The organism is Streptococcus mitis (assembly GCF_946190275.1).
Lineage (GTDB): Bacteria > Bacillota > Bacilli > Lactobacillales > Streptococcaceae > Streptococcus > Streptococcus mitis_DC.
Genome location: NZ_CAMHZQ010000003.1, coordinates 115,024 through 127,484, shown reverse-complemented (window position 1 = coordinate 127,484; position 12,461 = coordinate 115,024). Strand labels below are relative to the sequence as shown.

At 40.9% G+C, this 12,461-nt stretch carries 12 protein-coding genes and 1 other annotated feature (1 of these 13 running past the window's edge); of the genes, 10 read left to right on the top strand and 2 right to left on the bottom strand.

Features of this window, described 5'->3' with window-relative positions:
* Nucleotides 1-198: a binding site (T-box leader), on the top strand; it begins 28 nt to the left of the window's first position.
* 342 nt (nucleotides 199-540) lie between these two features.
* Genes trpE through trpA form a run of 7 tightly spaced genes read left to right on the top strand, consistent with a single transcriptional unit; the run spans nucleotide 541 to nucleotide 6,800 of the window.
* Nucleotides 541-1,902: an anthranilate synthase component I gene (trpE, locus tag N8M20_RS03005; RefSeq protein WP_261079023.1), complete on the top strand. Its 1,362-nt coding sequence runs from the start codon at nucleotides 541-543 to the stop codon at nucleotides 1,900-1,902.
* Nucleotides 1,899-2,465, top strand: coding sequence for an aminodeoxychorismate/anthranilate synthase component II (locus tag N8M20_RS03000; RefSeq protein ID WP_000601909.1), 567 nt, complete (start codon nucleotides 1,899-1,901; stop codon nucleotides 2,463-2,465). The genes trpE and N8M20_RS03000 overlap by 4 nt, the downstream gene beginning before the upstream one ends.
* A gap of 10 nt (nucleotides 2,466-2,475) precedes the next feature.
* A complete protein-coding gene (gene trpD, locus N8M20_RS02995) occupies nucleotides 2,476-3,480 on the top strand; it encodes an anthranilate phosphoribosyltransferase (protein ID WP_261079022.1) in 1,005 nt (334 codons plus the stop codon).
* On the top strand, nucleotides 3,477-4,244 hold the full coding sequence (gene trpC / locus N8M20_RS02990; protein ID WP_261079021.1) for an indole-3-glycerol phosphate synthase TrpC: 768 nt from the start codon (nucleotides 3,477-3,479) through the stop codon (nucleotides 4,242-4,244). Before trpD ends, trpC begins: the two co-directional genes overlap by 4 nt.
* The gene (locus N8M20_RS02985) at nucleotides 4,231-4,830 is read left to right on the top strand and encodes a phosphoribosylanthranilate isomerase (protein WP_261079020.1); all 600 of its coding nucleotides are present in this window, start codon (nucleotides 4,231-4,233) and stop codon (nucleotides 4,828-4,830) included. Before trpC ends, N8M20_RS02985 begins: the two co-directional genes overlap by 14 nt.
* The gene (gene trpB / locus N8M20_RS02980) at nucleotides 4,808-6,031 is read left to right on the top strand and encodes a tryptophan synthase subunit beta (protein ID WP_261079019.1); all 1,224 of its coding nucleotides are present in this window, start codon (nucleotides 4,808-4,810) and stop codon (nucleotides 6,029-6,031) included. The genes N8M20_RS02985 and trpB overlap by 23 nt, the downstream gene beginning before the upstream one ends.
* Nucleotides 6,024-6,800 (top strand): tryptophan synthase subunit alpha, encoded by a 777-nt coding sequence (gene trpA, locus N8M20_RS02975; RefSeq protein ID WP_261079018.1) that lies wholly within the window; start codon nucleotides 6,024-6,026, stop codon nucleotides 6,798-6,800. Before trpB ends, trpA begins: the two co-directional genes overlap by 8 nt.
* Here the strand turns inward: trpA and N8M20_RS02970 are convergent.
* Nucleotides 6,772-7,431 (bottom strand): prepilin peptidase, encoded by a 660-nt coding sequence (locus N8M20_RS02970; RefSeq protein ID WP_261079017.1) that lies wholly within the window; start codon nucleotides 7,429-7,431, stop codon nucleotides 6,772-6,774. The two genes, trpA and N8M20_RS02970, sit on opposite strands and share 29 nt — an antisense overlap.
* Before the next feature lie 69 nt (nucleotides 7,432-7,500).
* Between N8M20_RS02970 and N8M20_RS02965 the strand changes: the two genes are divergently transcribed.
* Nucleotides 7,501-7,956: a GNAT family N-acetyltransferase gene (locus N8M20_RS02965; RefSeq protein ID WP_261079016.1), complete on the top strand. Its 456-nt coding sequence runs from the start codon at nucleotides 7,501-7,503 to the stop codon at nucleotides 7,954-7,956.
* Between the two features lie 48 nt (nucleotides 7,957-8,004).
* On the opposite strand, the gene N8M20_RS02960 is transcribed toward N8M20_RS02965, so the two are convergent.
* Nucleotides 8,005-9,150: a low temperature requirement protein A gene (locus N8M20_RS02960; RefSeq protein WP_261079015.1), complete on the bottom strand. Its 1,146-nt coding sequence runs from the start codon at nucleotides 9,148-9,150 to the stop codon at nucleotides 8,005-8,007.
* Between the two features lie 817 nt (nucleotides 9,151-9,967).
* On the opposite strand from N8M20_RS02960, the gene N8M20_RS02955 reads away from it, so the two are divergent.
* Both N8M20_RS02955 and N8M20_RS02950 read left to right on the top strand, forming a co-directional pair.
* On the top strand, nucleotides 9,968-11,257 hold the full coding sequence (locus tag N8M20_RS02955; protein ID WP_261079014.1) for a DUF308 domain-containing protein: 1,290 nt from the start codon (nucleotides 9,968-9,970) through the stop codon (nucleotides 11,255-11,257).
* A gap of 9 nt (nucleotides 11,258-11,266) precedes the next feature.
* Nucleotides 11,267-12,355 carry an AI-2E family transporter gene (locus tag N8M20_RS02950; RefSeq protein ID WP_004256071.1) on the top strand — a complete coding sequence of 363 codons (1,089 nt, stop codon included), beginning with the start codon at nucleotides 11,267-11,269 and terminating at the stop codon, nucleotides 12,353-12,355.
* Nucleotides 12,356-12,461 lie beyond the last annotated feature (106 nt).

The window sequence follows — 12,461 nt, the reverse complement described above, 5'->3', positions numbered from 1 at the left end:
CTCTCACAGAGAGCTTGTGGTTGCTGGAAACAAGCAGAGAAAGCTGTAAGGTTGGGTCCATCTGAAATAAGAGAAGAAAACATAATTCTCAAGGGAGTGCCCTTTATCGCACAGCCTGTTACAGGAGGTATCTGAGACAGGAATGAGAGATAGGAGAAATCCTATAATTGAGGTGGCACCGCGAATTTCGTCCTCACGCAAGTTATTTTGCGTGGGGATTTTTATATATTTATTATAGGTTCAGCTATTCAGTTTTAAATTATTTTTAATCATTAAATAGACTGCTAAAAAAATTGCGAACGAAGTGAGCTTTTAAAAGATATTTCCCGCCATAGTGGTATTCTAGAGAAGCAAAGATGCTTCTCTAGAATGGAATTTTTGAGACCTAAGGCTCAAAAATTAGGTCTTTCATTTCCTGGATTTCTAAAATCATCCACTGGATAATTTTACCTCCCGTCCGCACTATTTAAGGGAAATAGAAAAAAGATAATAAATTAAGACTAAAAGTATATAAAGAAAAGAATCGAAAGGGAAATTACAATGGAACGAATCATTCATGGAGATGTCTTATCACCAATCTTGGCTTATATGCGCCTAAAGGGGCAACACAAGGTTATCTTAGAGAGTATTCCGAGAGATAAGGAAACAGCTCGTTTTTCTATCCTAGCCTATAATCCAGTTTTTGAGATTAAGTTTGAAAATGGAGTTCTTTATCAAAATGGGCAAGTGATTGATCGTGATCCCTTGGATTTCCTTTATGAAATAACTCATAAGAGCCAACACCATTCAGATCTACCTTTTGGTGGAGGAGCCATTGGTTTTGTGGGTTACGATATGATTTCTCTTTATGAAGAAATTGGTCAAATTCCTGAGGATACAATTGGGACGCCAGACATGCATTTCTTTGTCTATGAGAGTTACATGGTCTTTGACCACAAGAAGGAAAAAATCCATGTCATCGAGGATGTTCTCTATAGTGAGCGTAGTCAAGAAGACTTGGAAAAAGCCTTGAACCAAGTACTTGAGGAATTACGCCTCCCTGCTCCAAATGAATTTGAAGACTTGAATCTATCTCCGTTAGACTTCAAACCGCATATCGCTCCTCAGAAGTTTGAGGAAATGGTGGAAACAGCTCGTGACTTGATTCGTAATGGCGATATGTTCCAATGTGTACTTAGTCAACGCTTCTCAGCAGAAGTTACTGGAAATCCATTTGACTTCTACAGAAATCTCCGCGTGACTAATCCTTCTAATTACCTTTATTTCTATGATTTTGGGGATTATCAAATCATCGGCGCAAGTCCTGAAAGTTTGGTTTCTGTCAAAACTGGCATCGTGACAACCAATCCGATTGCAGGGACGCGACCAAGAGGTGCTACGGATGAAGAGGACAAGGCTTTGGCGACAGACCTACTTTCTGATGAGAAGGAAACAGCAGAGCATCGAATGTTAGTAGACTTGGGTCGTAATGATATTGGTCGCATCTCTGAAACGGCCAGTGTCCAAGTCACTAAGTATATGGAAGTGGAGCTTTTCCGCTATGTCATGCATTTGACCAGTGTGGTCAAGGGGCGTTTGCTTCCAGAACTCACTGCCATGGATGCCTTGAAAGCAACACTTCCAGCTGGAACTGTTTCTGGAGCACCAAAGATTCGAGCGATGAGACGCATCTATGAACTGGAAACAGAAAAACGTGGCGTATACGCAGGAGCAATCGGCTACTTGTCTGCGACGGGTGATATGGACTTCGCCATTGCCATCCGAACCATGATTCTCAAAAATCAAACAGCCTATGTGCAGGCCGGGGCAGGGATTGTCTACGACTCTATCGCCCAAAACGAATACCAAGAAACCATTAACAAGGCTAAATCTATGACTAGAATTGGAGAACTAAGACCATGATTTTATTGATTGACAACTATGATTCTTTTACCTATAACTTGGCCCAGTACATTGGGAATTTTGCAGAAGTTCAGGTCTTGAGAAATGATGATCCCAAGCTGTATGAAGAAGCTGAAAAAGCAGATGGTCTGGTCTTTTCGCCCGGCCCAGGTTGGCCAGTTGATGCTGGTAAGATGGAAGACATGATTCGTGACTTTGCCGGCAAAAAGCCGATTCTTGGAATTTGTTTGGGCCATCAAGCCATTGCAGAAGTCTTTGGTGGTAAGTTAGGTTTGGCTCCAAAAGTCATGCATGGGAAACAGAGCAATATCAGCTTTGAAGCGCCATCTGTTTTGTATCAAGGTATCGAGGATGGCCGTGCAGTCATGCGTTATCACAGTATTTTGATTGAAGAAATGCCCGAAGATTTTGAAGTGACAGCTCGTTCGACTGATGACCAAGCTATTATGGGAATTCAACACAAAAACCTACCGATTTATGGCTTCCAATACCATCCAGAGAGTATCGGAACGCCAGATGGCTTGTCTTCTATTCGGAATTTTATTGAGAAGGTTGTAAAGTGAGGAAACTAGGATGAAAGAGATTATTGAAAAATTAGCAAAATTTGAAAATTTATCAGGTGTGGAAATGACAGATGTCATTGAGCGTATCGTAACTGGGCGTGTAACTGAAGCACAGATTGCTTCTCTTCTCTTGGCCCTTAAGATGAAGGGAGAAACACCTGAAGAACGCACAGCCATTGCCCAAGTTATGAGAGGCCATGCCCAACACATTCCAACTGAAATTCATGATGCCATGGACAACTGTGGTACAGGTGGGGACAAGTCTTTCAGCTTTAACATCTCGACAACTGCAGCCTTTGTCTTGGCTGGTGGTGGTGTTCATATGGCCAAACACGGAAACCGCTCGATTTCTTCAAAATCTGGTTCTGCAGATGTTCTCGAAGCCTTGGGCATCAACCTAGACCTCAAACCAGCTGAACTAGGTAAGATCTTTGATAAAACTGGAATCGTCTTTCTCTTTGCCAAAAATATGCACCCAGCTATGAAATACATCATGCCAGCTCGTTTGGAATTGGGAATTCCAACGATTATGAACTTGACTGGTCCCCTGATTCACCCAATGGCTTTGGAAACACAGCTTCTTGGAATTAGTCGTCCAGAACTTCTAGAAAGTACAGCTCAGGTTTTGAAAAATATGGGTCGCAAACGTGCTATTGTAGTAGCTGGACCAGAAGGACTGGATGAAGCTGGCTTGAACGGAACAACTAACATCGCACTTCTTGAAAATGACGAAATCACCCTGTCAAGCTTTACTCCAGAGGATTTGGGGATGGAACGCTACGCTATCGAAGATATTCGTGGAGGGAATGCTCAGGAAAATGCAGAAATTTTGCTCAGTGTTCTCAAGAACGAACCAAGTCCATTCTTGGAAACTACAGTTCTGAATGCAGGTCTTGGTTTCTATGCTAATGGTAAGGTAGATAGTATCAAGGAAGGAGTTGCCTTGGCCCGTCAAGTGATTGCTAGTGGCAAGGCCCTTGAAAAACTCAGACTGTTACAGGAGTACCAAAAATGAGTCAGGAATTTTTAGCACGAATTTTGGAGCAGAAGGCGCGTGAGGTGGAGCAGATGAAGCTGGAGCAAATCCATCCCCTGCGCCAGACCTATCGCTTGGCAGAATTTTTGAAGAATCATCAGGATCGCTTGCAGGTAATCGCTGAAGTCAAGAAGGCTAGCCCTAGTCTGGGAGATATCAACCTCGATGTGGATATTGTGCAACAGGCCCAGACTTATGAAGAAAATGGAGCAGTGATGATTTCTGTTCTGACAGATGAGGTTTTCTTTAAAGGCCATTTGGATTATCTGCGGGAGATTTCCAGTCAGGTAAACATTCCGACGCTCAATAAGGACTTTATCATTGATGAAAAGCAAATCATCCTAGCTCGCAATGCAGGTGCGACAGTCATCTTGCTCATTGTGGCAGCCTTGTCCGAAGAACGCCTCAAGGAACTTTACGACTACGCGACAGAGCTTGGTCTGGAAGTCTTGGTGGAAACCCACAATCTAGCTGAATTAGAGGTGGCTCACAGACTTGGTGCTCAGATTATCGGAGTTAATAACCGCAACTTGACCACCTTTGAAGTCGACTTGGAGACCAGTGTAGACTTGGCTAAACACTTCAAAGACAATTGTTTGTATATTTCTGAATCGGCTATTTTCACAGGACAGGATGCGGAACGACTAGCACCATACTTTAACGGCATTTTAGTGGGGACAGCTCTCATGCAGGCGGAAAATGTTGCTCAGAGAATCAAGGAGTTGCAAATTGACAAAGGTTAAAATTTGCGGATTATCGACCGAGGAAGCGGTGGAAACAGCCGTTTCAGCAGGAGCGGACTATATCGGTTTTGTCTTTGCACCTAGTAAAAGACAGGTGACCTTGGGTCAGGCTACTGAGCTGGCAAAGCTTATTCCTTCAGACGTAAAAAAGGTTGGCGTATTTGTTTCACCAAGTCGGGTAGAATTGCTAGAAGCCATTGACAAAGTTGGCTTGGACTTAGTTCAAGTTCACGGTCAGGTGGCAGATGATTTGTTTGAGGATTTGCCTTGTGCTAGCATTCAGGCGGTGCAGGTGGATGGAGAGGGGCATGTGCCCAGTTCTCAGGCAGACTATCTACTCTTTGATGCCCCTGTGGCAGGGAGTGGTCAGACATTTGACTGGGGCCAACTGGATACGACAGAACTAGCTCAGCCATTTTTCATCGCAGGTGGGCTTAATGAAGACAATGTAGTAAAAGCAATTCAACACTTTACTCCCTATGCAGTAGATGTATCGAGCGGAGTGGAGACAGATGGACAAAAAGATCATGAAAAGATTAGAAGATTTATAGAGAGGGTAAAGCATGGCATATCAAGAACCAAATAAAGATGGATTTTACGGAAAATTCGGCGGACGTTTCGTCCCAGAAACATTAATGACAGCAGTTTTGGAGTTGGAGAAGGCCTATCGTGAAAGTCAGGCAGACCCAAGTTTCCAAGAGGAATTAAACCAACTCTTGCGCCAGTATGTAGGGCGTGAAACTCCCCTTTACTACGCAAAAAATTTGACCCAGCATATTGGCGGAGCCAAGATTTATCTTAAACGTGAAGACCTTAACCATACAGGGGCCCACAAGATTAACAATGCCTTGGGACAAGTTTTGCTTGCCAAACGCATGGGTAAAAAGAAAATTATCGCTGAAACAGGTGCTGGTCAGCACGGTGTGGCAACTGCAACTGCTGCAGCCCTCTTTAACATGGAATGTACCATCTACATGGGTGAGGAAGATGTTAAACGCCAAGCCCTTAATGTCTTCCGTATGGAGCTTTTGGGAGCCAAAGTTGAGGCAGTGACAGACGGTTCGCGCGTGCTCAAGGATGCAGTCAATGCAGCCCTTCGTTCATGGGTGGCTAATATCGATGATACCCACTATATCCTTGGTTCTGCCTTGGGGCCTCATCCATTCCCAGAAATCGTTCGTGACTTCCAAAGTGTCATTGGTCGAGAAGCTAAACAACAGTACCGTGACTTGACAGGTCAAGATTTGCCAGATGCCCTAGTAGCCTGTGTTGGTGGTGGGTCGAATGCTATCGGGCTCTTCCATCCATTTGTAGAAGATGAGTCAGTAGCTATGTATGGGGCTGAAGCAGCGGGACTTGGTGTGGATACGGAGCACCACGCAGCTACCTTGACCAAGGGTCGTCCTGGTGTTCTTCACGGTTCCCTCATGGATGTGCTCCAAGATGCCCATGGTCAAATTCTTGAAGCCTTCTCTATCTCAGCAGGTTTGGACTATCCTGGTATCGGTCCAGAGCATTCTCACTACCACGATATCAAACGTGCCAGCTATGTCCCTGTGACAGACGAGGAAGCCTTGGAAGGATTCCAACTCTTGTCTCGTGTGGAAGGGATTATCCCAGCCTTGGAATCTAGCCATGCTATCGCTTTTGCGGTGAAATTGGCCAAAGAACTTGGACCAGACAAAGCCATGATTGTCTGCCTATCAGGTCGTGGGGACAAGGATGTGGTTCAAGTCAAGGACCGCTTGGAAGCAGATGCAGCAAAGAAGGGAGAAGCTCATGCCTAAGACACTAACAGAAAAATTAAATGCTATAAAAGTAACTGGAAAAGGAATTTTTGTTCCCTATATCATGGCTGGAGACCACGAAAAAGGTTTGGATGGTCTTGCTGAAACAATCCACTTTTTAGAAGATTTGGGTGTCTCTGCCATTGAAGTGGGCATTCCCTTTTCAGACCCTGTTGCAGATGGACCTGTTATCGAAGAAGCTGGCTTGCGTAGTTTAGCCCAAGGGACTTCGACACAAGCTTTGGTTGAAACCTTGAAAATCATTCAAACAGAGGTTCCGCTGGTCATCATGACCTACTTCAACCCCCTCTTTCAGTACGGTGTTGAGAACTTTGTCAAAGATTTGGCAGATACAGCGGTTAAGGGCTTGATTATTCCAGACCTTCCTCATGAGCATGCCAACTTTGTAGAGCCCTTTTTGGCAGATACAGACATTGCTTTGATTCCCCTAGTTAGTTTGACAACAGGGCTTGAGCGTCAAAAAGAGTTGATTGAAGGGGCAGAAGGTTTTGTCTATGCCGTTGCTATCAATGGGGTGACAGGGAAATCTGGTAATTACCGTGCAGATTTGGACAAGCACTTGGCACAACTTCATCAAGTGGCCGATATCCCAGTCTTGACAGGTTTTGGTGTATCTAGTCAAGCCGATGTTGAACGCTTCAATGCGGTATCAGATGGTGTTATCGTTGGTTCGAAAATTGTAAAAGCTCTCCACGAGGGAGAGCCGATTGAGGACTTTATCAAACAAGCAGTAGCTTACCAAAAATAATCAAACAAGCAGCAAGTAAGAGGAAAGGCACAAAAGGAAGTCTTTCCTTTTTCTTTTGTAGGAGAAAGGCTAGGATCCCCGTCGCAGAAGCAAACTGAATCAAGATCAGTAATTCTGTCACACTAAAGACGAGCGCACAAGAAGCCAGAAAGAGAAAATCCCCTGCGCCCATGCGAATATCAATAAAATGAGCTAAAATTCCAAGGGCAAGGAAGAAGACCATGACCAGGTTCCAGTCAGAGCAGGCTATTAGGAGTAGATGAAAGACAATCCAGACCAGTAAGGGATATTCCTGATGGCGAAAGTCGTAGATGCCCAAGGTCAAACCAGCAGTGATTAGGATGACTTGCCCCAAGGAAAGAAAACCCCAAGACCAAGATAGAAAGAGGAGTCCTAAGCCTAGTTCAAAGAGGGCATACCAGACAGGATAAGGAGCCTTGCAGTAGCGACAGCGAAAGCGATTGAAGACCTGCGAGAGAATCGGAATCAAATCTAAGGGACGCAAGCGAGTCTGACAGGAATCGCAGTGACTGGCTGGACTGATAATGGATTGCTCTGGAAAACGGTCAATGACCAAACCAAGAAAGGAAGCGAGAATGCTCCCGACAAGAAAAAAATAAAAATCAATCATACTTATCTATTCGTAAAAAATAGGAAAAGTAGTATAATGGGGAAACATAGATAAGATGGTGAGGCAAATATGACAATTCGTTTTGAAGAAAAGGTGAGCACAGAAAACGCTCAATTCATATGCCAATGGTCCAACTCCCTTGGCAAATCCTTTCAAGAACAATGGATGGGAACAATGATTCCTTTTCCCTTGGAAATTCAAGTCTTGCAAGATTTGGAAGGAATCTTTTCTATCTTTGATGGACCAGAGTTTGTGGGGCTTATCCAGAAAATCAGACTAGAAGACAGTAATCTTCATATCGGGAGATTTTTTATCAATCCCCAGAAACAGGGGCAAGGCTTAGGTAGCCAGGCTGTGAGGAAATTTGTTAGTTTGGCATTTGAAAATGGAGACATAGATAGTATTTCTCTAAATGTCTTCGAGACAAATCAAGCAGCCAAGAACCTCTATAAAAAAGAAGGATTTGAAATTGTTCAAACCATTGAAGCACCTGTACGAAAATACCTTATGAAAAAGTTTAGGTAGAAAGCAAAAAAGCCTTGGTTCCCAAAGCTTTTTTATGTTATAAACTCATTAAAAGAACCCCCAGTTAGATTTGGAATATTTTTTATTCTGTGTCACATAAAAATAAATAAAATGAATGGCTATAGCTAGAGCTAAAATGGTTGTTATACTCACTACTATTATAGGATTAGAAGCAAAGATTAAAGAGAGAATCAAGGCAGCCAGATAGAGTGTCGCTTGGACACAGTAGTAACTTTTCGAATAGCGAAGATAGTGTTTGTTATAGGGCCCATTTACTAGGACAGCAGCTTGAAAGAGGCCAAATCCGATATAAGAGAAGCTGGTTGCAAAGAGACGATTAGCTTCAGGATTCTGAAGAAAACTCATCGAAACGGTCATCATAAGAAGTCCAATGAAAATAGGATAGTGACTGTAAATTAGAAATAGTCCCTTTTGATTAGATTTTTCATCAATAGCATGGTCGAATTGACCAAAATAAAACAAGAACAGAGAAATCATAATAATGAAATAAAGAACCGAATAAATCGAGAAATTCTCGATTGTAAAGAAGTTAGCTAGCTCCGTAATCATCTCTCCAAACATAATAATGACAAGAAGGGAGATACGCTCGATTAAATGGGGGAGATTTACCTGGTAATGCTTATCTTTATTAAGCAAGATACTTGGCATAATAAATGTTAGCAGAATACTAGCAAATAAGATATAGACTCTAAGGTAAATAGGAAGAAGAGCTGCTAGATAGAATCCTAAACTTCCTAGACCTGTTATCCATAGAAAACCTTTGATACTTTCCCGATTAGCATCATCGGTTGATTTTCTAAAAAATTCAACCAAATATTGAAAAAATAAGGTAAGGGTTAATGTACCAATAGCCCAACAGAGATAATGAAAATATTGTTGCCAATCAGGTCCAATCATATTGGCTATAAAGAGTAAAATTCCCATTTTGATAAACATGATTACTATGTTAAATAAAGAGTTCTTTCCATAGCGATTGGTATAATCGGTTTGAATCATCCAGGAATCGATGAGAAACAAAGTAGCAATGAAAAAATCAAGGAAAGAATTCCAAGTCAAAATACCGTTATGAAGATGGTCGATTAAAGTAGTTACTTTTGAAATTGCAAAAACAAAAACTAAGTCATAAAAAAGTTCTGAAAATTCTACACGTTTATGTTTAATAAGAGTTGTCATCTTAAGACCTTTCTATTTTAGAAGTACAATTTATTATAACAGAAAATGGTAATGAGAGAAAAGGAGATGCTTAAATAACTTCATGTGACGCGAATGAACTGCGCCACAAAAGTTAGGTTTTTTCTGTCTAACTTTTGGGGTGCAGTTCAGAAGGGGTGTTTTTTCTATCGTTTTTTAGTGCTAAGACTACACAAAAAAGCCTTGATTCCAAGGCTTTTCCTGTTGTATGTAGATGCCCCCTACATGAATTTGTATGAAATTTTCATATTGAAAGTAATCAAAAATATTGAAATATAGATGATTTTCGGAAGGTACTTTTAGGTATTTTCAATGTCATGATTTAAAAATGGGACAAAAGTGGGGCAAAAACCATACAGATTCTAAACTGTATGGTTCTTTTTTTATCTAACCAAGAAAGGTTAAAACTTATTAAAACAAATGCAATCAACTGTTGAAAACTTTTTAGTCCGTGTAATATAAAAACAAGTAAAAAGTTGAACTATAGGGAATATTGTGTCATAATAGGTAATAGATGAATAATTAATAGATTGGAAATAATGCTTTCTTACCTTAACAAGTTGAATTGGTTATACATTTTTTCGTCGCAATTGTGTCTATCTCTCGAGTTTAGCTAGTTTTTATAAGCTCTGGTTTCTAATCAATATAACAAATTTTAGAAGTGCATAAGACAAGATGGTGACATTACTACAGTCATTTCTAGTCACCATATGTTGCTGGCACAGGCTGTTTGTAGTGTTGGCTATTTACTAGTCAGTTTAATCGGAGTGTTTAATTTTTATTGTTGAAAGGTTTTTATATGGCGAAAATTCTATCTTTAGGTCTGACAGGTAAGAAATTACTTGCTCAGGGTTTCTTGTTTGTTCTGCTAGGTCTCATCTTGATGGTCACGGGGACTTGGTTGCCAGTAACAGTTATTCGCCTGGTTCTGTTTTTAGCTTGGATAGCAACGGTCGTAGATTTGCTATTAAGAGTTTTCAAAAAAAGCCAGTCAACGGATACCTTGGGAGTTGCACTGGTTAAATTGTTAGTGCTGGGATATTTGCTTGGCTCCAATCTTGCGACGGATGTGCCGATTTATATTTTGGCTCTTGTGATTGGAGTTTATCAGATTTTTCATGCTAGTATTAACCTTGTCACCTATGTTCTCTACCGCAAAAACAAAATTCGACCTCGTTTTCGTCTCTTACTAGATGGACTCGTACTAGTTTTTCTTGGTGGGACTAGTCTTTTGTCCTCTACAGGAAATTCTGTCTTTCAACTCTTTGTATTAGGGGCTTATTTTTTCCTTTATGGTGTGTCCAATATCCGTGATGGTTTCTTGTTTGAGGAGGAAATTGGGAAAAACCATCTCAAACGTCGTGTAAGAATGAGCTTACCTATTGTCCTAGCCGCTCTCATCCCTGCAAGAACTTTAGCAAAAATTAACAAATTTATGCTGGAAAATGCTGATGAGGAAGAAGATATCCATCTTGGAATAGTGAAGTCTGGTAAGACAGCAGAGCTAGAAATTTTTGTTCATACAGCTGAGACCTCCCTGTTTTCAGCTATTGGTCATGTGGATATCTGCTATCAGGGCCGTGTTATTTCTTATGGCAACTATGATCCGTCATCTGAGACCTTATTTGGCATGGTAGGAGATGGTGTCTTATATTTCTGTGACCGCGATAAGTACATTGATCTATGTAAACGTGAGAGTCAAAAAACACTTTTTGGTTACGGAATAGATTTGACGCCTGAAATGGAAAAAGCAGTTCAGAAAAAGTTGGCTGAATTGAAACAACTGACGATTCCATGGGAGCCAAGTGCAGATAAAATCATGACAGGTGATGGTAAGGAAGACTACACCTACGCTTATAAAATCAGACATGAGACAGATGGGGAACTTTATAAATTTATCAAATCTAAGTTTAAATCCTACTTTGTCTTATCTACAAACTGTGTGCTCTTGGCTGATACCATAGTCGGTCAGGCTGGCACCGATATCCTCTCACCCAAAGGATTTATCGCTCCAGGAACTTACCAAGCCTACCTTAATCGAGAGTTTGAAAAACCAAATAGTATAGTCGTATCTAAACATGTTTATTAAGGAGAATTTATGAACTTAGTAAAAAAATACACCCCGTTAATACTTTTTATAGGGCTGGTTGCTCTTGTAATTCTGAATGCATCGAGCTTTATATCAGGAGCAATCTCTCTCTTTGATGTAATATCAACCTTGATTTATGGTGCTGTTATTGCTTTTGTGCTTAATGTTCCTATGAAAAAAATTGAACAGTACTTAGTTAAATTGAAGGTAAAGGCAGAGTTGCGTCGTCCGATTGCCATGGTACTTGTTTTCCTAGCTCTTATCTTAATCGTGATTGCTCTTTTGGTTTTGGTGCTGCCAACCCTAGCCCAGACTATTAGTCAGCTGGGAACAGTCCTTTCAACAGTCCTTACTCAACTTGGGAAATTGCTAGGCAGCTCGGAATTTGTAACCAAAGACATGTTGTCAACTATCGTATCAGGCATACAGGGACAATCTAGTTCTATTAGCCAAGCTTTGATAGGTTTTTTATCAGGTCTGACTAGTAATATCGGCAATATTTTTTCAAGTTTGATGAATGCCTTTTTGATTATAGTCTTCACCTTTTTATTTTTATCCAGTAAGGAACATTTGGCAGCGATGACGAGTCGACTTCTAAAAGTTTTTCTTCCAGAGAAGGTGGTGATAAAGTTGACTTACATTGGACAAGTAGCACTAGAGACTTATGACCAATTTTTGATGAGTCAGCTGATTGAAGCAGTTATCATAGGAGTTATGATAGCGGTTGGTTACAGCGTGTTTGGGATACCCTATGGAGTAATGACAGGTATCTTTGCAGGAGTGCTATCGTTCATTCCTTATGTAGGGCCTATGATTGCTTGTGTTGTGGGAGCGATTTTTATCTTCACAGTGAGTCCTACTCAAGCCTTACTTTCTCTTCTTCTATATCAAGTTATACAGCTGATTGAAGGAAACCTTATTTATCCTAGAGTTGTAGGTCAGTCTATTGGTTTGCCAGCTATTTTCACGCTTGCGGCTGCTAGTATTGGAGGCAATCTCTTTGGCTTACTTGGGATGATATTCTTTACACCGATATTTGCTGTTATCTATCGATTGGTTAAGGAATTTGTCGTTGCAAAGGAAAATCAGCTAGATTAAGAAAAACTAAATTTAATAAGATATACTGAGAAGAGAGTGAGAGATTCTCTTCTCTTTTATTTTTAAATACTTTTCTACAAAAAGCTATTAGACGTTAAAAAAAGCC

Coding starts and splice junctions, on each gene's coding strand:
- trpE (WP_261079023.1), top strand. CDS start 541: ATGGAACGAATCATTCATGGAGATGTCTTATCACCAATCTTGGCTTAT.
- N8M20_RS03000 (WP_000601909.1), top strand. CDS start 1,899: ATGATTTTATTGATTGACAACTATGATTCTTTTACCTATAACTTGGCC.
- trpD (WP_261079022.1), top strand. CDS start 2,476: ATGAAAGAGATTATTGAAAAATTAGCAAAATTTGAAAATTTATCAGGT.
- trpC (WP_261079021.1), top strand. CDS start 3,477: ATGAGTCAGGAATTTTTAGCACGAATTTTGGAGCAGAAGGCGCGTGAG.
- trpB (WP_261079019.1), top strand. CDS start 4,808: ATGGCATATCAAGAACCAAATAAAGATGGATTTTACGGAAAATTCGGC.
- trpA (WP_261079018.1), top strand. CDS start 6,024: ATGCCTAAGACACTAACAGAAAAATTAAATGCTATAAAAGTAACTGGA.
- N8M20_RS02970 (WP_261079017.1), bottom strand. CDS start 7,431: ATGATTGATTTTTATTTTTTTCTTGTCGGGAGCATTCTCGCTTCCTTT.
- N8M20_RS02965 (WP_261079016.1), top strand. CDS start 7,501: ATGACAATTCGTTTTGAAGAAAAGGTGAGCACAGAAAACGCTCAATTC.
- N8M20_RS02960 (WP_261079015.1), bottom strand. CDS start 9,150: ATGACAACTCTTATTAAACATAAACGTGTAGAATTTTCAGAACTTTTT.
- N8M20_RS02955 (WP_261079014.1), top strand. CDS start 9,968: ATGGCGAAAATTCTATCTTTAGGTCTGACAGGTAAGAAATTACTTGCT.
- N8M20_RS02950 (WP_004256071.1), top strand. CDS start 11,267: ATGAACTTAGTAAAAAAATACACCCCGTTAATACTTTTTATAGGGCTG.